General features: G+C 74.4%; 16 protein-coding genes. 13 read left to right on the top strand and 3 right to left on the bottom strand.

What is annotated here, in order from left to right:
• The first annotated feature begins 325 nt into the window (after positions 1–325).
• Together ACZ38L_RS28700 and ACZ38L_RS28695 are read left to right on the top strand one after the other, a co-directional pair.
• Positions 326–1,075, top strand: coding sequence for a response regulator transcription factor (locus tag ACZ38L_RS28700; RefSeq protein WP_465698597.1), 750 nt, complete (start codon positions 326–328; stop codon positions 1,073–1,075).
• 8 nt (positions 1,076–1,083) lie between these two features.
• Positions 1,084–2,538, top strand: coding sequence for a HAMP domain-containing sensor histidine kinase (locus ACZ38L_RS28695; RefSeq protein ID WP_465698594.1), 1,455 nt, complete (start codon positions 1,084–1,086; stop codon positions 2,536–2,538).
• On the opposite strand, the gene ACZ38L_RS28690 is transcribed toward ACZ38L_RS28695, so the two are convergent.
• Positions 2,528–3,532 (bottom strand): TAXI family TRAP transporter solute-binding subunit, encoded by a 1,005-nt coding sequence (locus ACZ38L_RS28690; protein ID WP_465698592.1) that lies wholly within the window; start codon positions 3,530–3,532, stop codon positions 2,528–2,530. The genes ACZ38L_RS28695 and ACZ38L_RS28690 overlap by 11 nt on opposite strands.
• Before the next feature lie 75 nt (positions 3,533–3,607).
• Between ACZ38L_RS28690 and miaB the strand changes: the two genes are divergently transcribed.
• Positions 3,608–5,098, top strand: a complete 1,491-nt coding sequence (gene miaB, locus ACZ38L_RS28685; RefSeq protein WP_465698590.1) for a tRNA (N6-isopentenyl adenosine(37)-C2)-methylthiotransferase MiaB — start codon at positions 3,608–3,610, stop codon at positions 5,096–5,098.
• A 30-nt stretch (positions 5,099–5,128) separates the two neighbouring features.
• The gene (locus ACZ38L_RS28680; protein WP_465698588.1) at positions 5,129–5,827 is read left to right on the top strand and encodes a class III extradiol ring-cleavage dioxygenase family protein; all 699 of its coding nucleotides are present in this window, start codon (positions 5,129–5,131) and stop codon (positions 5,825–5,827) included.
• A 52-nt stretch (positions 5,828–5,879) separates the two neighbouring features.
• Here the strand turns inward: ACZ38L_RS28680 and ACZ38L_RS28675 are convergent, their stop codons facing one another.
• Positions 5,880–6,533, bottom strand: coding sequence for an antitoxin (locus ACZ38L_RS28675; RefSeq protein ID WP_465698586.1), 654 nt, complete (start codon positions 6,531–6,533; stop codon positions 5,880–5,882).
• Between the two features lie 149 nt (positions 6,534–6,682).
• Here ACZ38L_RS28675 and miaA point away from each other — a divergent pair, with 149 nt between their 5' ends.
• The 5 genes from miaA (at position 6,683) to hflX (ending at position 13,322) form a co-directional block, all read left to right on the top strand.
• Positions 6,683–7,618, top strand: a complete 936-nt coding sequence (miaA, locus tag ACZ38L_RS28670) for a tRNA (adenosine(37)-N6)-dimethylallyltransferase MiaA (protein WP_396566104.1) — start codon at positions 6,683–6,685, stop codon at positions 7,616–7,618.
• A 251-nt stretch (positions 7,619–7,869) separates the two neighbouring features.
• Positions 7,870–8,355, top strand: coding sequence for a hypothetical protein (locus ACZ38L_RS28665; protein WP_396566102.1), 486 nt, complete (start codon positions 7,870–7,872; stop codon positions 8,353–8,355).
• Positions 8,356–8,391: 36 nt separating this feature from the next.
• Positions 8,392–9,285 carry a diaminopimelate epimerase gene (gene dapF, locus ACZ38L_RS28660; protein WP_465698614.1) on the top strand — a complete coding sequence of 298 codons (894 nt, stop codon included), beginning with the start codon at positions 8,392–8,394 and terminating at the stop codon, positions 9,283–9,285.
• A 161-nt stretch (positions 9,286–9,446) separates the two neighbouring features.
• Positions 9,447–11,747, top strand: coding sequence for a RelA/SpoT family protein (locus tag ACZ38L_RS28655; protein WP_465698583.1), 2,301 nt, complete (start codon positions 9,447–9,449; stop codon positions 11,745–11,747).
• 60 nt (positions 11,748–11,807) lie between these two features.
• A complete protein-coding gene (gene hflX, locus ACZ38L_RS28650) occupies positions 11,808–13,322 on the top strand; it encodes a GTPase HflX (protein ID WP_396566096.1) in 1,515 nt (504 codons plus the stop codon).
• Positions 13,323–13,392: 70 nt separating this feature from the next.
• Here hflX and ACZ38L_RS28645 read toward each other — a convergent pair whose 3' ends face one another.
• Positions 13,393–14,553, bottom strand: coding sequence for a trypsin-like serine peptidase (locus tag ACZ38L_RS28645; RefSeq protein WP_465698581.1), 1,161 nt, complete (start codon positions 14,551–14,553; stop codon positions 13,393–13,395).
• A gap of 218 nt (positions 14,554–14,771) precedes the next feature.
• On the opposite strand from ACZ38L_RS28645, the gene ACZ38L_RS28640 reads away from it, so the two are divergent.
• The 4 genes from ACZ38L_RS28640 to ACZ38L_RS28625 are packed head-to-tail and all read left to right on the top strand — an operon-like array spanning position 14,772 to position 20,335.
• Positions 14,772–16,637, top strand: a complete 1,866-nt coding sequence (locus ACZ38L_RS28640; protein WP_465698612.1) for an IucA/IucC family protein — start codon at positions 14,772–14,774, stop codon at positions 16,635–16,637.
• Positions 16,520–17,167 carry a GNAT family N-acetyltransferase gene (locus tag ACZ38L_RS28635; protein WP_465698610.1) on the top strand — a complete coding sequence of 216 codons (648 nt, stop codon included), beginning with the start codon at positions 16,520–16,522 and terminating at the stop codon, positions 17,165–17,167. Before ACZ38L_RS28640 ends, ACZ38L_RS28635 begins: the two co-directional genes overlap by 118 nt.
• A complete protein-coding gene (locus tag ACZ38L_RS28630; RefSeq protein ID WP_465698579.1) occupies positions 17,167–18,543 on the top strand; it encodes a lysine N(6)-hydroxylase/L-ornithine N(5)-oxygenase family protein in 1,377 nt (458 codons plus the stop codon). The genes ACZ38L_RS28635 and ACZ38L_RS28630 overlap by 1 nt, the downstream gene beginning before the upstream one ends.
• Positions 18,521–20,335, top strand: coding sequence for an IucA/IucC family protein (locus ACZ38L_RS28625; protein ID WP_465698577.1), 1,815 nt, complete (start codon positions 18,521–18,523; stop codon positions 20,333–20,335). The genes ACZ38L_RS28630 and ACZ38L_RS28625 overlap by 23 nt, the downstream gene beginning before the upstream one ends.
• Positions 20,336–20,337 lie beyond the last annotated feature (2 nt).

The raw sequence follows: 20,337 nt of genomic DNA, 5'->3' as shown, positions 1-20,337 counted from the left end.
GGCGGCGCGGGCCGCCGGATCGGCGGATGGAGCCGGGGTACGGCGGGCGGCGCGGGCTGGGGGGCACCTGCTCGGTACCGGGGGCCGGGGCCGGCGGAGCTCAAGCCCCCGGTACCCGAAACGTAGGGCGGCCGGGGCCGGGACGTCAGCCGATCTGAGCGGAACTTGAGCATCACGAAACGGCCACGCGCTCCCCACGACGCGCCGCGCGCCGAAACAGGGGCTGGTCGGAGCAGTGGGGCGTGGGGGAGGATGAGCGCTTCGTCGGCAGCCGCGGGCTGCCACCAGGAGGCCTCCGCGGAACGGCGGAGCGGAAGGGTGTGCGATGCGGCTGCTCCTCGTCGAGGACGACGACCGGGTCGCGGCGGCCCTGGTCGCGGTGCTCAGCCGCCACGGCTTCCAGGTCAGGCACGCGCGCAGCGGCCACGAGGCGCTGGACGCGCTGGTTCCGGACGGCTCCGAGCCCTACCGGGTGGTGCTGCTCGACCTCGGGCTGCCCGACCGGGACGGCTTCGAGGTGTGCAGCCGGATCCGTGCCGGCAGCGGGATCCCGGTGATCATGGTGACCGCCCGGGCCGACATCCGCAGCCGGATCCACGGCCTCAACCTGGGCGCCGACGACTACATCACCAAGCCCTACGACATGGGCGAGCTGCTGGCCAGGATCCACGCGGTGGCCCGGCGCTTCCAGCCGCCCGCCGCGAGCCCGGCCGGGGGCTCGCCGGAGGCCCCCGGCAAGCCCGACCCGCTGGAGTCCTGGGGCATCCGGATCGACCGCGAGCGCCGAAGAGTCGAGGTGGGCGGACGGGACGTCCCGCTCACCCGCAAGGAGTTCGACCTGCTCGCGCTGCTGGCGCAGAGCCCGGGCGTGGTCTACCGCCGGGAGCAGATCTTCAGCGAGGTCTGGCGCAGCGGCTGGGAGGGCAACGGCCGGACCCTGGAGGTGCACGTCGGCTCGCTGCGCACCAAGCTCGCGCTGCCCGGACTGGTCGAGGCGGTGCGCGGGGTGGGCTACCGCCTGATCCCGCAGTCCCCGCAGCGGCCGGGTGGCGAGCCGGCCGGCCCGGCGAGCTGACCATCGGCATGCGCAACCGGCTGCTGGGCATCCTGGTCTCGCTGATGGCCTGCGTGCTGGCCGCCCTCGGGGCGCCGCTGGCGATCGCGATGGCGACCGCCGAACAGAGCAACGTGGTGGTGGACCGGATCGACGATGCCGACCGGTTCGCCCAGGAGCTGCCCACCCAGGGCCTGCCGACGGCCGGCGCCGGCACCGGATCGGGGACAGCCGCCGCCGGCGCCTCGCCGGACGCCGCCCAACTGCACGAGCTGCGCGCCGAGGTGGCCCGCTACCAGGACCTCTACGGGATCCGGATCGGGCTGTTCGCCAGCGACGGCAGCGTGCTCGCGGTCGCGCCCGGCGACTGGCGGCTGCCCACCACGGGCTTCGGCGCGCAGGCCGTCCAGGAGGCCCGGGACGGCCGCCGCAGCCACAATCCGCCGCAGGTCTGGCCGTGGACCCCGAACCGCACGCTGACCATCGCCTCCCCGGTGGTCCGGGACGGTGACGTGGTGGCCCTGGTGGTCAGCGACTCGCCGACCGGTCCGCTGCGGGCCCGGATCGAGCACCGCTGGCTGGTGCTGGCCGGCGGCGAGGCGCTGGCCATGATCGTCGCGGTGCTGCTCGCGGTGCGGCTGACCGAGTGGGTGCTGCGCCCGGTCCGGACCTTGGACCGGGCGACCCACGACATCGCCACCGGCCTGCTGGAGGCCCGGGTCCAGCCGGCCGGCGGGCCCCCGGAGCTGCGCCGGCTGGCGGCCTCGTTCAACGAGATGGCGGACCACGTGGTGCTCGCCATCGACCAGCAGCGGGCCTTCGTCGCCGACGCCTCGCACCAGCTGCGCAATCCGCTGGCCGCGCTGCTGCTGCGGGTGGAGCTGCTCGGCCTGGAGCTGCCGGACGGGCGCGAGAGCGAACTCGCCGCGGTGCGCGAGGAGGGCTCCAGGCTGGCCCGGGTGCTGGACGACCTGCTCGGCCTGGCCACCGCCGAGGGCGCCCGGCCGGCGCCCGAGCCGGTGGACCTGAGCGCCCTGGTCACGGCCCGCGCCGAGGCCTGGCAGCCGGTGGCCCGGCAGCGCGGGGTGCGGCTGCTCTGCGAGGTCCCGGCGGACGCCGAGGGCTGGGCCGACCCGATCGGCTTCGGCAGCGCGCTGGACGTGGTGCTCGACAACGCGCTGAAGTTCAGCCCGGAGGGCGGTTCGGTGACGGTCCGGGTGGTGGTCGACGGTCCCCGGGTGGCGGTCAGCGTGCTGGACAACGGGCCGGGGCTCACCGTCGAGGAACTGGCCCGGGTGGGTGACCGGTTCTGGCGCAGCCCCCGGCACCAGAACGTGGACGGCTCGGGGTTGGGCCTGTCGATCGCCCGCGCCCTGCTGCGGGCCGGCGGCGGCTCGCTGGACTTCGCGCCGGTCCGGCCCACCGGGCTGGCGGTCACCCTGACCGTGCCGTGCGGCCGCCCGCCGGCGTCGCTCAGGGCTTGACCGAGCGGTAGTAGCGCCGGGCCCCCTCGTGCAGCGGCAGCGGGTCGGTGTAGACGGCGGTGCGCAGGTCGACCAGCTGGGCCGCGTGCACCTGCACCCCGATCTCGTCCCGGCTGTCGATCACCGCCCTGGTCAGGCCCTCGACCAGCCCGGTGTCCACGTCGTCCCGGGTGACCAGCAGGTTCGGCACCGCCAGGGTGGGCACCGGCCGCCCGGCCGGCTGGAGCTTCGGGTAGACGCCGGCCGGCAGCACCGCGGCCCGGTAGGCACTGGTGTCGCCGCCCTGCTGGTACAGCGCGTCGGTCAGGTCGCCGAGCGGCACGATCCTGATCGGGAACTTCCCGGAGAGATCGGTGAGCGCGGCGGTGGGCAGCCCGCCGGACCAGAAGAACGCGTCCAGCTTCCCGTCCTGCAGCTGCTGGGCGGCGTCGCCGACGTCCAGCGGTTCGGGCGTTATCCCGGTGGTCGGGTCGACCCCGGCGGCCTTCAGCAGCTGGCGGGCGACCAGGTTGACCCCGGACTTGGGCTGGCCGATGCCGACCCGCAGGCCCCGCAGGTCGGCGGTCCGGTGCACCGGCGAGTCGGCCGGCACGACCAGCTGGAGGTAGTCGTCGTAGAGCCGGGCGATCGCCCGCAGCTTGCTCTTGCCCGGCTCGTTGAAGCTCGCCACCGTGTCGGCGGTGGCGATCGCGAAGTCGTCCTGGCCGGAGACCACCCGCTCCAGGTTGTCCACCGAGCCCTCGGAGGAGTCCAGCCGCAGCCCGACACCGGGCATCGCGGTCTTCAGGAAGCTGCGCAGCAGCTGGCCGTAGTGGTCGTAGACGCCGTCCGGGTCGCCGGTGGCGAAGCCGACCGTGCCCTTGGGGTACGAGGCGGTCCCGCCGGTGCTCAGCCACCACCCGGCGAAGGCGCCGGCCACCACCAGCAGGGCCACTGCGGCCCGCCAGGCCCGGCCGCGGAGGGCGGGGCGCAGGCGTGCGGTGCTCGGTCTCATGGGGGGATCCTGCCAGGCGGAGTCGAGGTCCGGGAGGGGGGTGTCCGGGCTGCCCGTACCCTTGCTGATGTGGGTATGGGAGAGAGCTTGCGAACTTACAAGGTCGTCACGCACGGCTGTCAGATGAACGTCCACGACTCCGAGCGGCTGTCCGGGCTGCTGGAGGACGCCGGATACGTCAAGGCCGACCAGGACGGCGACCCCGACCTGGTGGTCTTCAACACCTGCGCGGTGCGCGAGAACGCCGACAACAAGCTGTACGGCAACCTCGGCCAGCTGGCGCCCGTGAAGTCCCGCCACCAGGACATGCAGATCGCGGTCGGCGGCTGCCTGGCGCAGAAGGACCGCGAGACCATCGTGCGCCGGGCGCCCTGGGTGGACGTGGTCTTCGGCACCCACAACATCGGCCACCTGCCGGCCCTGCTGGAGCGGGCCCGGGTCGAGCAGAAGGCCCAGGTGGAGATCCTGGAGTCGCTGGAGACCTTCCCCTCCACGCTGCCCACCCGACGCGAGTCCGCGTACGCCGCCTGGGTGGCGATCTCGGTCGGCTGCAACAACACCTGCACCTTCTGCATCGTCCCCGCGCTGCGCGGCAAGGAGGAGGACCGTCGGCCCGGCGACGTGCTCGCCGAGGTCGAGGCGCTGGTCGGCGAGGGGGTCATCGAGGTGACCCTGCTCGGCCAGAACGTCAACGCCTACGGTTCCGACCTGGGCGACCGGGAGGCCTTCTCCAAGCTGCTGCGCGCATGCGGCCAGATCGAGGGCCTGGAGCGGGTCCGCTTCACCTCCCCGCACCCGCGCGACTTCACCGACGACGTGATCGCGGCGATGGCCGAGACCCCGAACGTGATGCACCAGCTGCACATGCCGCTGCAGTCGGGGTCCGACCGGGTGCTGCGCGCGATGAAGCGCTCCTACCGCCAGGAGCGGTTCCTCGGGATCATCCGCAAGGTCCGCGAGGCGATGCCGGACGCGGCGATCTCCACCGACATCATCGTGGGCTTCCCCGGCGAGACCGACGAGGACTTCGAGCAGACCCTGCACGTGGTCCGCGAGGCCCGGTTCGCCAACGCCTTCACCTTCCAGTACTCCAAGCGCCCCGGCACGCCCGCCGCGGAGATGGCCGACCAGGTGCCGAAGGCCGTGGTGCAGGCGCGTTACGACCGGCTGATCGCGCTCCAGGAGGAGATCTCCTGGGAGGAGAACAAGAAGCAGGTCGGCCGGACGCTGGAGATCCTGGTCGCCGAGGGCGAGGGCCGCAAGGACGACCGGACCGACCGGCTCTCCGGCCGGGCGCCGGACAACCGCCTGGTGCACTTCACCCGGCCCACCGAGCCGGTCCGCCCGGGTGACGTGGTGACCGTGGAGATCACCTACGCCGCGCCGCACCACCTGCTCGCCGAGGGCGCGCCGCTGGCCGTCCGCCGGACCCGCGCGGGCGACGCCTGGGAGCGGCGCAACGCGGCGCCGGCCCCGAAGCCGGCCGGAGTCATGCTGGGCCTGCCGACCATCGGGGCGCCCGCCCCGGCGCCGGCCGCGCCGGCCGGGGGCTGCTGCGGCGACTGACGCCGCGGGCACCCGGTTAGAGTGATCGTCATGCTGGTTGCCGCCGCCGTCTGCCCCTGCCCGCCGCTGCTCGTGCCCGAGGTCGCCCAAGGCGCGGCCCCGGAGCTGGGCGCGCTGCGGACGGCCTGCGACGAGGCGGTGGCCGGGCTGCTGGCCGTCGGGCCCGAACTGCTGGTGGTGGTGGGCGGTGGCCCGCGGGCCGAGGTCTGGACCGAGGGCGGGGCCGGCTCCTTCCACCGGTTCGGCGTGGAGCTGGCCGTCCGGCTGCCCTCCGGTGGGGTCGACGGGCCGGAGCTGACCCCGGCCCTGACCGTCGGCGCCTGGCTGCTCGACCGGGCCGGGGCGACGCCGCCCACGCACGCCTGCGCGGTGCCGGCGGACGCCCCGGTGGACCGGATGCTCGGCCTCGGCGCGGGCCTGGCCGGGCTGGCCGACCGGGTCGCCCTGCTGGTGCTGGGCGACGGCACCGCCTGCCGCACGGTGAAGGCGCCGGGCTATCTGGACGAGCGGGCGGAGGCCTTCGACGCCACCGCGGCCGCGGCGCTGGGCAGCGCGGACACCGAGGCGCTGGCCGGACTCGATCCGGTGCTGGCGGCGGAACTGCTGGCCGAGGGCCGGGCGCCCTGGCAGGTGCTGGCGGGTGCCGGACGGGGGGCCGGGCTGGCCGGCCGGCTCCGCTACGCGGAGGCGCCGTACGGGGTGGGGTACTTCGTGGCCTCCTGGAGCTGAGGCCGGCACCGACGGGTGGGGCCGGGCGGGCGGGTGCCCGGCCCCAACGCGGTCAGGCGCTGGGCGCGGACCCGTCGGTGGCGGCGGGTCCCCCGGCGGGGTTCTGGTCCGCCGGCTTCTGCTCGCCGTCGGCCGGCTTCTCGGCGAAGCTGTCCACCGTGTCCTTGGCCTTTTCGGTGCCGTGCGCGATCTTGTCGCTGTACTTGCCCTTGGTGGCCTTGTCGATCGCGTCACCGGCCTTGTCGACCATCTCGTCGATCTTGGCGTGGTGCTGGCCGGCCAGGTGGCTGGCCTGCTTCTTGAGTTCCTCGGCCTTGCCCTTGATCTCGTCCATCAGGCCCATGGCTTCGTCTCCTGTGTCAGGCCGCTCGGGTCGGCTCTCCGCATGGTTGTCCTCGGCCGGTGCCTCGGCCCGCGCCGCCGCCAGCAGCTCGGCGACGAGCAGCTCCGCGACGTGTGGTTCGCCCTCCGGTTCCACCCGGTCCTCGGCCGGTTCGACCGTGGCGTCCGGTGCGGCACCGGTGGGGCCGGCGTCCGGCGCGGTGCGGGCGGCCGGCACTCCGGGCAGGGACTCCTGCTCGGCCTCCGTGGTCCGCTCCTGATCCGTCCGGTCCTCCGACTCCAGCAGGCCGACGGTACCGCCGCCCTGCTCCGCGGTCACCCGGGCCGCGGCCTCGCGGCGGCGGAACCAGCTGAAAACACCCATATCTTCTCCCAACCTAACGGTCTACGGCGGACCCGGCCGGTTCTACGGGGAGTTCGTGCGGGGCGCCGCCCAACGGGCCAACGAGTGCGGCGGTGGTCGGTCACGTCCCCCGTTCGGATGACCCCCGGGCTTTTGCGAGACTTGGCGGTGTGACCAGCTCTTCCTCTCCCGTCCCGGTGGTCTCGGTGGTCGGCGCGACCGCGGCCGGCAAGTCCGACCTCGCCGTCGCGCTGGCCCGCGCGCTGGGCGGCGAAGTGATCAACACCGACTCGATGCAGCTCTACCGCGGCATGGACATCGGTACCGCCAAGCTCACCGAGGAGGAGCGCGGGGGGATCCCGCACCACCTGCTGGACGTCTGGGAGGTCACCGAGACCGCCAGCGTGGCCGAGTACCAGCGGCTCGCCCGGGCCGAGATCGACCGGCTGCTCGCGGCCGGCCGGCCGCCGGTCCTGGTCGGCGGCTCCGGGCTGTACGTCCGCGCGGCGATCGACGAGATGGAGTTCCCGGGCACCGACCCGGCGGTCCGGGCCCGGCTGGAGGAGGAGCTGGCCGCGCACGGCCCGGCCGTGCTGCACGCCCGGCTGGCCGGCCTCGACCCGGCCGCCGCGGCCGCGATCCTGGTCAGCAACGGGCGGCGGATCGTCCGGGCGCTGGAGGTGATCGAGCTGACCGGCCGGCCGTTCACCGCGAACCTGCCCGGCAACACCGCGGTCTACCGGGCGGTGCAGATCGGGGTGGCGGTGCCGCGGCCCGAGCTGGACGAGCGGATCACGCTGCGGGTGGACCGGATGTGGGAGGCCGGGCTACTGGACGAGGTCCGGGCGCTGGAGGCGGTGGGCCTGCGCGAGGGCCTGACGGCGAGTCGGGCGCTCGGTTACCAACAGGTGCTGGCGCACTTCGCGGGTGAGTGTGGTGAGGCGGAAGCGCGGGCGGAGACAGTGCGGGCGACCAAGCGTTTCGCGCGCCGTCAGGAGTCCTGGTTCCGCCGGGACGACCGGATCCACTGGCTCTCCCGTCCGGCCGGCGCCGACCCCGCCGAGCTGCTGGAACGCTCGCTGGAGCTGGTCCGGCAGGCGGCCTGAGGACGGATTCCGGCCATTGAGGCCGCCGCGAGCCGGCCATTCGCAGGTGCAGCTGCGCTCGCACCTGCAGGTGCAGGAGGAAGCGCCGGTCACGGGCGGATCACGTCATGGCCACGGATCACCCGGGGGACCGCGCTACGCGCTGTGAGCGTCCCGGAACATGCCATTATCGAGAACAAGAGGGAGCGGTCGCGCGGGCCGGTCCCATCCGTGCGCGAGTCCGTTCGCGACGAACTGTCAGGGGAGGCCGCGTGTCCACGGGTCCCGGCCCCGATACCGAGCAGTTCCCGCAGCACGCTGCGGGCCTGGCGGCGGACGACCCGTTCGGGCTACCGCCGGCCGAGCTGATGCTGCCGGGCGATCCGGACGAACCGCTGGGGCTGCCCGCCGACCCGGTCGTCCTGGAACGGGAGATCCGGCCGCGCCGCCGGCTGCGCTGGTGGCAGATCCTGCCGATCGTGCTGATCGGCATCGGCGGCTCGCTGATGTTCGCCTTCCCGCTGGCCTTCGGCTCCGGCGAGGGCGGTTCCATGGTCAGCATGCTCGGCCTGCTGCTCACCGCGGCCTCGGTCGGCTGGGGCGCGATGGCGGCCAGGCACGCCGGCTACGCGATGCCGGGCCTGCCCCGGCGCGGCTCCGGCCGCCGGGCCGGCTGGCGCGCGATCGTCCTCTACACCCTGGTCGCCTGCGGCGCGTTCGCGCTGGCCGTCTGGCGGGTCGTCCAGCTGCGCAGCTGACCCGGGGCCGGGCCGGCCGGGCCGCAGGTCGGTACCATCGGCAGGGTGAGCGGATCCAGCAGCGGCCTGCCCTTCCTCAAGGGCCACGGCACCCAGAACGACTTCGTGATCGTCCCCGACCCGGACGGTCTGCTCGACCTGGGCCCCGCCGAGGTCGCCCGGCTGTGCGACCGGCGCGCCGGGATCGGCGGCGACGGCCTGCTCCGGGTAGTCCGCTCGGCCAAGGACGAGGCCGCGGTGGCCCAGGCCGACCAGGCCGAGTGGTTCATGGACTACCGCAATTCGGACGGCAGCATCGCCGAGATGTGCGGCAACGGCGTGCGGGTCTTCGCCCGCTACCTGGTGCACGCCGGGCTGGCCGAGCCGGGCCCGCTCGCGGTGGCCACCAGGGCCGGGGTGCGCCGGGCGGTGGTCGCCGCGGACGGGCCGGACGGCACACCCGGCGAGGTGACCGTCGACATGGGCCTGGCCCGGCTGCCCGGTCCGGACGGCATCGAGGTCACGGTGGGGGAGCGGCGCTGGCCGGCCCGCAACGTCAACATGGGCAACCCGCACGCGGTCGCCTTCGTCACGGACCTGGCGCACGCCGGCGACCTGCTGACGGCCCCCGCGGTCGCCCCGGCCCGGGTCTACCCGCAGGGCGTCAACGTGGAGTTCGTGGTCGACCGGGGTGAGCGGCACGTCGCGGTGCGGGTGCACGAGCGCGGCTCGGGCGAGACCCTCTCCTGCGGCACCGGTGCCTGCGCGGTCGCGGTGGCCGCGGCCCGCCGGGACGGCCTCGACCCGGCGGTCACCGGACGGTCCGTCACGTACACCGTCGACGTGCCCGGTGGGCGGCTGATGATCGCCGAACACCCGGACGGCCGGGTGGAGATGACCGGGCCGGCCGTGATCGTGGCGAGCGGGACGATCGACCCGAGCTGGTGGTAGCGAGCGGGGAGGGCGCCTTCCCCGCTCGACCTGACGACGAATCCGCCCGTTCGGGTGGTGTGGGTAACAGACGGGAAGCGCCCCCTCGCGGAACGTGCTGTCCTCGGTAGCATGGACCACCGGGGCAGTCGCCGCTCCGGTGCTCGCTGCCGGAGGTTGCCATGACCCTCGACGCCGGCCGGCCGCAGACCGGCCAGCCCAACTCTCCCGCTCCTCAGCAGTCCAGGCGCCGACTGAACCGCGCCGCGCTCGGCCGGGCCGGTCGGGCCGCCCTGCTGGCCACCGGCCGCCCTCCGGTGCCGGACGCCATCGAGCCGATCGTGCAGGCCCACCGGCGCCACCACCCGCAGGCCGACCTCGCACTGCTCAGTCGCGCCTACCGGACGGCCGAGGCCAGCCACCGCGGCCAGAAGCGCAAGAGCGGCGAGCCGTTCATCACCCACCCGCTCGCCGTCACGATGATCCTGGCCCAGCTCGGCGCCGAGACGACCACCCTGGTGGCCTCGCTCCTGCACGACACCGTGGAGGACACCGAGGTGACGCTCGGCCAGGTGGCCTCCGACTTCGGGCCGGAGGTCTCCTATCTGGTGGACGGTGTCACCAAGCTGGAGAAGGTGGACTTCGGCGCCGCCGCGGAGGCCGAGACGTTCCGCAAGATGCTGGTCGCCACCGGGGACGACGTCCGGGTCATGGTGATCAAGCTCGCCGACCGGCTGCACAACATGCGGACGATCCGTCACATGAAACCCGCCAGCCAGGTCCGGATCGCCAAGGTGACCAGGGACGTGTTGATCCCGCTGGCCGAACGGCTCGGCATCCAGGTGGTGAAGACCGAGCTGGAGGACATCGTCTTCGCCACCCTGCACCCCGAGGAGTACGCCCGGACCAGGACCCTGATCACCGCTCAGGAGGTCCGCCAGGAGGAACTGTTCGGACCGTTCGCCGAGGCGCTGCGCCGGCAGCTGGCCGAGGCCGGGGTGGTCGCCGAGGTCGCCGTCCGGCCCCGGCACTGCGTCTCGGTGCACCGGGTGCTGCTACGCCGCGGGCCGGGCGCCTGGCCGCAGCCGGCCGACCTGGGCCGGCTGCTGGTGGTGGTCGAGGAGGTCGCCGACTGCTACGCCGTCCTCGGCGAGCTGCACACCTGCTGGAGTCCGCTGCCGGGCGAGTTCAAGGACTTCGTGGCCGCCCCCAAGTTCAACCTGTACCAGTCGCTGCACACCGCCGTGTCGGTGGCCGGCGCGCCGGTCGAGGTGCTGGTCCGCACCCCGCGGATGCACCGGATCGCCGAGTTCGGCGTGGTCGCGCTCGGCGGCCCGCAGCAGGGCGCGGCCGACCCGGTGGAGCCGGACGGTGGTGACGGGCCGGGCCGGCCCGGCTGGCTCAGCCGGCTGCTCGCCTGGCAGCAGGAGACCCCGGACCCGGACGCCTTCTGGACCACCCTGACCGCCGCGCTCTCCGACGACCGGGAGATCACCGCGGTCACCGAGGACGGCGCGACCCTGGTGCTACCGGCCGGCGCCAGCTGCGTGGACGCCGCCTACCAGCTCGGCGAGCAGGTCGGCCACCGCTGCATCGGGGCCCGGGTGAACGGTCGGCTGACCGGCCTGGCCACCCCGCTCGGCGACGGCGACGTGCTGGGCATCCTCACCGAGCCGGACGGCGGGCCGGACCAGGGCGAGCCGTCCGGACCGAGCCGGGCCTGGCTCGAGTGCGCCCGTACCCCGGGCGCCCGGCTCGCCATCCAGCGTTGGCTGACCGAGCATCCGGAGCGCGTCGAGCCCGCCGAGCGCCCCGGCGCCGGCACGCCGGCCGACCAGCCGGTGCCGGCTGCCCGGGAGCCCGCCCGGGTGCCGGGTGGCCGGCCGCGGCTGGTGGTCGTCCCCGAGTACCCGAGCGCGCCGGTCCGGCTGGCCCGCTGCTGCACCCCGGTGCCGCCGGACCGGGTGACCGGGTTCCGTTCCAGCCGCGGCTCGATCGCGGTGCACCGCGCGGACTGTCCGACCGGTGAGCGGATGTGCGAAGACGGGCGCCGGAAGCTCCAGCTGGACTGGGCGCCGGGGGCCGCCGCGCCGACCGGCTTCCGGGTGACCCTGCAGGCCGAGGCGCTGGGCCGGCCCCGACTGCTGGCCGACCTGACCGCCGCGATGTCGGCCACCGGGCTGGACATCGTCTCGGCGGTGGTCGAGCCACCCGACGAGCTGCGGGTCCGGCACACCTACACGGTCGAGCTGCCGGACGCCCGGACGCTGCCGGTGGTGATGCGCGCGATGCTGCGGGTCTCCGGGGTCTACGACGTCCGCCGCACCGGGCTGGCCGCGCCCCGGCCGCCCCGGTTGCGGCCGAACGCCCGTTCCGGGGCAAATCCGGGTGACCGGGCCGCCCCGCCCGTGCGACCATCGGGAATGTCCGGCCGGTCCGCCGCGTTGTCCAACACGAGTGGTCCGGCGCCGGGCCACGGGTGACCGGCGGTCTCCCGCCGGTCCCGTCAGTTCAAGCTTCAGCCAGTAGCCCCTAAGGACACGATGACCTCCACGTTCGACAACCGCGAAGCAACCACCGGGAGTGCCGGGCGCGGCGCCCGTCGCCCCGCCGACCTCCGGGCGGAAGCCCTCATGGACGAGGACCTCGCGGCCATCGACGAGGACTTTGCCCAGTACGACGGCGACCAGTACGACCGCACCGAGCGCGCCGCGCTGCGCCGTGTCGCCGGCCTCTCCACCGAGCTGGAGGACGTCACCGAGGTCGAGTACCGCCAGCTCCGCCTGGAGCGCGTGGTGCTGGTCGGCGTCTGGACGGACGGCACGGTCGAGGAGGCCGAGAACTCGCTCGCCGAGCTCGCCGCCCTCGCCGAGACCGCCGGCTCGCAGGTGCTGGACGGGGTGATCCAGCGCCGTGACAAGCCCGACGCCGCCACCTACATCGGCTCCGGCAAGGCCAGGGAGCTGCGTGACATCGTGGCGGCCACCGGCGCCGACACCGTGGTCTGCGACGGTGAGCTCACCCCTGGCCAGCTGATCCACCTGGAGGACGTGGTCAAGGTCAAGGTCGTCGACCGGACGGCCCTGATCCTGGACATCTTCGCCCAGCACGCCAAGTCCCGGGAGGGCAAGGCCCAGGTCTCGCTGGCCCAGATGCAGTACATGCTGCCGCGGCTGCGCGGTTGGGGTCAGTCTCTCTCCCGGCAGATGGGTGGCGGTGGTTCCGGCTCGTCCGGCGGTGGCATGGCGACCCGTGGTCCCGGTGAGACCAAGATCGAGACCGACCGGCGACGGATTCGCGAGAAGATGGCGAAGCTCCGCCGGGAGATCGCCGAGATGAAGAAGGGCCGGGACACCAAGCGCCAGGAGCGCAAGCGGCACCAGGTGCCGTCGGTGGCCATCGCCGGCTACACCAACGCCGGCAAGTCCTCGCTGCTCAACCGGCTCACCGGCGCCGGCGTCCTGGTGGAGAACGCGCTGTTCGCCACCCTGGACCCGACCGTGCGCCGGGCCCAGACCCCGGGCGGCCGGCTCTACACGCTGGCCGACACGGTCGGCTTCGTCCGGCACCTGCCGCACCACCTGGTCGAGGCGTTCCGCTCGACCATGGAGGAGGTCGCCGACGCGGACCTCATCCTGCACGTGGTGGACGGCTCGCACCCGGAGCCGGAGACCCAGCTGGCGGCCGTCCGCGAGGTGATCGTCTCGGTCGAGGCCCAGCACGTGCCGGAGATCGTGGTGATCAACAAGGCCGACGCCGCCGACCCGCACGTGCTGCAGCGGCTGCTGCGCCGCGAGCCGCACGCCATCGTGGTCTCGGCCCGCAGCGGGCAGGGCATCGACCAGCTGCTCAAGATGATCGACGAGGAGCTGCCGCGGCCCGCGGTGGAGGTCCAGGCGCTGGTCCCGTACACCCGGGGCGACCTGGTCTCCCGGGTGCACGCCGAAGGCGAGCTGCTGGAGACCGAGCACACCGGCGAGGGCACCCTGCTGCGTGCCAAGGTGGCGGCCGAGCTGGCCGCCGAGCTGGAGCGCTACGCGGTGGCCGTCCAGCGCTGAGCCGCCCGCACCGAACGAGGCCGAAGGGCCCCGGTCCCATCTGGGACCGGGGCCCTTCGGCCGCGCGGGCTCAGGAGGACGACTTCGACATGTAGTCGAGCGCGTTCTGCGCCACGTCGTCCAGGTAGGGGCCGGCCAGCCAGCTGTTGTCGGCCGGGCCGATCGAGGTGTTGCTGACCAGCGCGGGCTTGCCGTCCTCGAGCGAGAACCAGCCACCACCGCTGGCGCCGGCGGTCATGGTGCAGCCGATCACGTCCATCGGCGGGCGGGTGGTGTCGAAGGAGAGCCGCGACGGCTTGCCGCCGTTGCACTGCTCCATCTCCACGCCGTTGAACGGAGCCGCCTGCGGGTAGCCGATCGCGGTGATGCTCAGCTGGTCGCGCGGGGCGTTGAACCAGACCGGGACCGAGCCGCCCACGGTCTCCTCCAGCGACTTGGTGCCGTTCTCCGGCGCCACTCGGAGGATCGCGAAGTCGTACTGGCTGGCGGCACTGCCCTGTTCGCTCCCCTCGGCGACCCACTGCGGGGAGGAGACGGCCTGGGTCGCGATCCACTGGCCGTAGGGCGCGAACTGCGAGACGTCGGTCGGCTTCTGACCGTTGCTGACCGCGCCGGAGCTGTTGAAGTCCGGAATGAAGACCTCGTTGCTGTACTGCTGACCGGACTTGCCGCTGCTGACACAGTGGCCGGCGGTCCAGATCAGGTTGCTCTTGCCCGGGTGCTGCGGATCGGAGATCACCGTGGCCGAGCAGACCGCGTGCTGGTTCGGGCCGACGTCGAAGAAGAGCTTCCCGTCCACCTTGTTCTGGTTGTACGGGTGGGCCACCGGGCTGGCCTGGATGGCGGCCGGCAGCGGGTCGTTGGCGTCGTTCGCGGGCGGACTGGGCGGCGCCACCGGGACCTGTTGCGGCTTGGCCTGGAGCATCTTCTGGGCGTTCCAGAAGCCCTTGGCGGCCGGGGTGAGCACGTGCTGCTTCGCCCATTTGTCCCAGTCCGCGTACTTCCACTTCTTCAGCGCGTCCAGGCTGGGCAGGCCGCCCGGCAGGCCCTTGGCCGCCGTCGGTCCGGCCGTGGCGGACGCGGCCGCCGCTTCGCTCGGCGGCGGGTTCGTGGTGTCGTCCGGCCCGCAGGCGGTGACCGCCGCGAGGGTCAGCGCGGTGACCGCGCCGGCCGCCAGCAGCCGGGCCGTTCGCCGGCCGGCCGGGTGATGGCTGGTGTCCGTCGGTGACATGTGTTCGGTTCCCCCAAGAGGAGTCAAGCACCGGCGGCCTGAGCCGCCGTCGGGCATCTGGGAGTCTCCCACCACTGGGATGGACGGCGTGCCACAACCCCTGGTCGCTTGACAACCGGTGCGATCGTCGGCTCGTGACCGGGACGCCGGTCGGGCGGACGCCGCCCGTGATTCACGGGCGGTTGGCTCGTTGGACCAACCGGATGTCCCCGGCCGGGGTGCGCCGGCACCCCGGGCCGCCGGGTCCGACGTCCACCGCGCCCCGAGGAGCCGACGTGAGCACCGCCCTGACCGGAGTCCCGGCCACCGTCCCCCGCCAGCTGGACCAGTCCGCCGAGGCGGACCCGCTGCTGCACCAGGATGCCGCCGTGGCGGCCGAGCAGGCCGCGCTGGAGGCACTGTTGCGCTGCTGGTGCCGGGAGACCGGGGCCCGGCCCGACCAGGACGGGCGGTTGCGGATCCCGGTGCTGGGCGGTGCGGCCCGGCTGCTGGCGGACGTCCGGCACTGGTCGGCGTGCGGCTGGCACCGCTTCGGACCGGTCGCCCTGGTGGCCGGTACGGCCGAGGGCGGCACACCGGTGGACGCCGTCACCACGGCCGCGCTGCTGGCCCGGTCGGTCACCGAGCACCCCGACCCGGAGCAGGTCGCCGACCTGGCCGGCCGGGTCGCCGACTCGGTCCGCCGGACGGCCGACATCCTGCAGCACCGCCGCGCCAACCCGGGCCCCGAGCCGGACTCCGTCTTCCTGCGGGCCGAGCAGTCCCTGCTGCTCGGTCACCCGCTGCACCCCACCCCGAAGAGCCGGGACGGCCTCGGCCCGGCCCAGAGCGCCGCCTACTCGCCCGAACTGCGCGGCTCCTTCGCCCTGCACTGGTGGGCGGTCGACCGCGAGCTGCTGGCCTCCGGCTCGGCGCTGGACACCGACGCCACGCGGTTGACCGCCGAGCTGCTCGGCACCCCCGGGCTACTCCCGCCGGGCACCGCCGCGCTGCCCCTGCACCCCTGGCAGGCCCGCGAGGCGGCGCTTCGTCCGACGATCGCCCGGCTGCTGGCCGAGGGCCGGCTGCACGACCTCGGCGCGCACGGCGAGCCCTGGCACCCGACCTCCTCGGTGCGCACCGTCTGCCGCCTCGGCACGCCCTGGATGCTCAAGCTCTCGCTCGGCCTGCGGATCACCAACTCCCGCCGGGAGAACCTGCGCAAGGAGCTGCACCGCGGTCTGGAGGTGCACCGGCTGCTGGCCGCCGGCCTGGCCGCCGAGTGGCACGCCGAGCACCCCGGCTTCGACATCGTCCGCGACCCGGCCTGGATCGGCGTCGACCTGCCCGGTCTGCCCGAGCACGTCGCCGGCGGGCTGGACACCGTGCTGCGCCAACAGCCGTTCGCCCCCGGTGACCGGGCGCTCTGCGTGGCCGGGCTGGTCGCCGAACGGCCGCTCGGCGAAACCGCGCCCGGCGTTCCGTCCGCCCTCGGCGACCTGCTGCGCGCGCTCGCCAAGCGCTGCGGCCGGCCGCTGCAGACGGTGGGCGCCGAGTGGTTCCTGCGCTACCTGGACGCGGTGGTGCTCCCGGTGCTCTGGCTGGACGGCCGGGCCGGGATCGCCCTGGAGGCGCACCAGCAGAACAGCCTGGTGCTGCTCGACGCCGACGGCTGGCCGAGCGGCGGCCGGTTCCGCGACAACCAGGGCTACTACTTCCGCGCGGCGCACGCCGAACGGCTGGAGCGCCGGCTGCCCGGCCTGGGCAAGGCCAGCGACACCTTCGTGCCGGACCAGGTGGCCGACGAGCGGTTCGCCTACTACCTGGGGATCAACCACATCCTGGGCCTGATCGGCGCCTTCGGCTCACAGCGGCTGGCCGACGAGCAGGTGCTGCTCGCGGCGCTGCGCGGGTTCCTGGCCGGGCCGGCCGCCCGGGCCACCGGTTCCACCCTCCCCGCCCACCTGCTGGACGCCCCGCGGCTGCGCTGCAAGGCCAACCTGCTCACCCGGCTACACGGGCTGGACGAGCTGGTCGGCCCGGTGGAGACGCAGTCGGTCTACGTCGGCATCGCCAACCCGGTCGCCGCCGGAGCCGCCGGGTGATCCGGGCGGCCACGGCGGCCGGCGAGTTCCGGCTGCGTCCGGTCCGGCCGGCCGACCTGCCGCTGATCACCGACTGGATGAACGACCCGGCGGTGGCGGCGTTCTGGGAGCTGGCCGGTCCGGCCGAGCTGACCGAGCGGCACGTCGGGGCCCAGCTGGAAGGCGACGGCCGGAGCGTGCCGTACCTTGGCCTGCTGGACGGGGTGCCGATGAGCTACTGGGAGGTCTACGCGGCCGCCCACGACCGGCTGGCCCGGTACTACCCGGCCCGGCCCGACGACACCGGCCTGCACCTGCTGCTCGGGCCGCCGGAGACGCGCGGCCGGGGCCTGGGCTCCGTGCTGCTCGGCGCGGTCACCGAGGAGCTGCTGCGGCGCGGCCCGCGGGTGGTCGCCGAGCCGGACGTGCGGAACACCGCCTCCGTCCGGGCCTTCCGACGGGCCGGCTTCACCGAGACCGGCGAACTCCACCTACCCGAGAAGCGCGCGGCCCTGATGATCCGGGACCGCCCGACCGCGAGGAGCTCGTGATGGACACCCCGTACCAGGCCCGGCCCGAGCCCTACGACCTGCTCGGCGTCGGCATCGGACCGTTCAACCTCTCGCTCGCCGCGCTGGCCGACCGGGTGGCCGGCCTGCGCGCGCTGTTCTGCGACGGCAAGCCGGAGTTCCGCTGGCACCCGGGTCTGCTGGTGGAGGGCGCCCGGATGCAGGTGCCGTTCCTGGCCGACCTGGTCTCGCTGGTCGACCCCACCAACCCGTGGTCCTTCCTCAACTACCTGCGTGACCAGGAGCGGCTCTTCGCCTTCTACTTCGCCGAGCGGTTCCAGCTGCCGCGCCGCGAGTACGACCACTACTGCCGCTGGGTGGCCGAGCGGCTGCCCTCCTGCCGGTTCGGCACCGAGGTCACCGCGATCCGCTGGGCCGGGGGCTGCTTCACGGCCACCCTGCGCTCGGCCGGCGGCGAGCGCCAGGTGCGGGCCCGCAACGTGGTCCTCGGGGTCGGCACCGACCCGGTGCTGCCGGAGGCCTTCGACCGGCTGGCCGACCACCCCGCCGTCTTCCACTCCGGCCGCTACCTGGACCGCCGACACGGCCTGGCGAGCGCCCGGGACATCACCGTGCTGGGCTCCGGGCAGTCCGGCGCCGAGGTCTTCCTCGACCTGCTGCGGTCCCGGGCCGGCGACGGCACCCGGCTGCGCTGGCTCACCCGGACCAGGGCGCTGGCCCCGATGGAGTACTCCAAGCTCGGCCTGGAGCACTTCACCCCCGACTACACCCGCTACTTCCACACCCTGCCCGGCCCGGTCCGCGACCGGCTGGTGGCCGAGCAGTGGCAGCTGCACAAGGCGGCCAGCGCGGAGACCCTGGCCGAGATCCACGACCAGCTGTACGAGCGGACCATCGGCCGCCCGATCGGTGCGGCGGACGCCGAGATCACCCCCGGCACCGAGGTCACCGCCGCCCTGCCGGGCCCGTGCGGCGGCCTGGAGCTGCGCTGCCTGCACCGCGACTCGGGCGCCCGCCGGGTGGTGCGCACCGACGCGGTGGTGCTCGCCACCGGCTACCGGGCCGGCCGCCCGGCCGCGCTGGAACCGCTCGCCGAGCTGATCGACTGGGACGAGCGGGGCCGCTACCGGGTCGACCTGGACCACCGGGTGGCCACCCGGCCGGCCGTCACCGGCGGGCTCTACGTGCAGAACGCGGAGCTGCACACGCACGGCGTGGGCACCCCCGACCTCGGCCTCGGCGCGCACCGCGCGGCCGTCATCCTCAACGCGCTCACCGGCCGGACGGTGCACCGGCTGCCCGCCCGGACCGCCTGGACCAGCTTCGGTCCGGCCCTGCTGCCCGCCCAGGCCGCCTTCCCCGAGGAGTGGAACCGTGCCCCAGTCGCCGGCCGATGAGCTGCTGACCCCGGAGCGCTGGCAGCGGGCCGGCCGCGCCCTGTTGGCGAAGATGCTCGCGGAGTTCAGCTATGAGGAACTGCTCGATCCGGAACCCGTCGCGGACGGCTACCGCCTTCCGCTGCCGGACGGCTCGGAGTACCGCTTCGCCGCCCGGCGCGGTGCCTACGGCGGCTGGCAGGTCGAGCCGGCCTCGGTGCGCCGGGACGGCGCACCCGCCGACGACCCGCTGGCCTTCCTACTGGCGGCCCGCCGGCTGCTCGGGCTCTCCGGGGACACCATCGGGCACCTGGTCCGCGAGCTGACCGCCACGCTGCTCGCCGACGTCCGGCTGGCGGCCGGCGCGCTGCCCGCCGCCGCGCTGGCCGACCTCGGTCACACCGAGCTGGAGGGCCACCAGGGCGGCCACCCGTGGATCGTGCCCAACAAGGGCCGGCTGGGCTTCTCGGCCGCGGACGCCGCCCGCTGGGCCCCGGAGGCGCGCACCCCGGGCGCGTTGCCCTGGCTCGCCGTCCACCGCGAGCTGGCCGCCTACCGGGGCGTCGGCGAGCTGGCCGAGGCCGAGGCGCTCTACCGCTCGGAGCTCGACCCGGAGGTGCTGGCGGGCTACCGGCGGCTGCTGGCCGACCGTGGCCGCGACCCCGGGAGCTACCTGCTGCTGCCGGTCCATCCCTGGCAGTGGGACGAGACGATCCTGCCGCTCTTCGCGCCCTGGGTGGCGGACGGGCGGATCGTCCTGCTGCCCGCCGACGGCGACCTGCGGTTGCCCCAGCAGTCCATCCGCTCCTTCTTCAACGCCACGACGCCGCACCGGCGGACGGTCAAGCTGCCGCTGGCCATCCTCAACACCCTGGTCTGGCGCGGGCTGCCGACCGAGCGCACGCTCGCCGCGCCCGAGGTCACCGGCTGGATCCACGGGCTGCGCGACCGCGACCCGTTCCTGCGCGAGGAGTGCCGGGTGGTGCTGCTCGGCGAGGTCGCCTCGGTGACCGTCGAGCACCCGCACTACGCCCGGCTGCGGGACGCGCCCTACCAGTACAAGGAGTTGCTCGGGGCGATCTGGCGGGAGCCGCTCGGCCCGCGGTTGGCGCACGGCGAGCGGGCCCGGGCGCTGGCCGCGTTGCTGCAGACCGGCTCGGACGGGCGGGCGCTGGTCGAGGAGTTGGTGGCCCGCTCCGGGCTCGCGCCGCGGGAGTGGCTGCGCCGGCTGTTCGGCGCGATGCTGCCGCCGCTGCTGCACTTCCTCTACCGCTACGGCACGGTGTTCTCCCCGCACGGTGAGAACGCGATCGTGCTCTTCGACGGGCGGGACGTCCCGGTGCGCCTGGCGGTCAAGGACTTCGTCGACGACGTCAACATCAGCGACCAGGACCTGCCCGAGCTGCGCGCCCTGCCGCCCGCGGTGGCCGCCGTGCTGCTGCGCGAACCCCCGGCCGGGCTCTGCCAGTTCCTGCACGCGGGGCTGTTCATCGGGGTCTACCGCTACCTGGCACCGCTGTTCGAGGCCCGACTGGGGCTGCCGGAGTCGGAGTTCTGGGCGCTGCTGCGGGCCGAGATCCTGGCGTACCACCGGCGGTTCCCCGAACTCGCCGACCGGTTCGTGCTCTTCGACCTGCTCACCCCGGAGATCGACCGGCTCTGCCTGAACCGTAACCGGCTGCTGTTGGACGGCTACCGGGACCGCCCGGAGCGACCGCACGCGGCGGTGCACGGGTGGGTGCGCAACCCGCTGCACCAGCCGGCCGCGGTGCTGCCCGGTCCGCGCGACCGCACTGTCACCCCGGCCCCGTAGGC

The sequence above is a fragment of the Kitasatospora sp. NPDC024654 genome (assembly GCF_055559155.1).
This window is presented reverse-complemented; position numbering and strand designations above follow the sequence as displayed.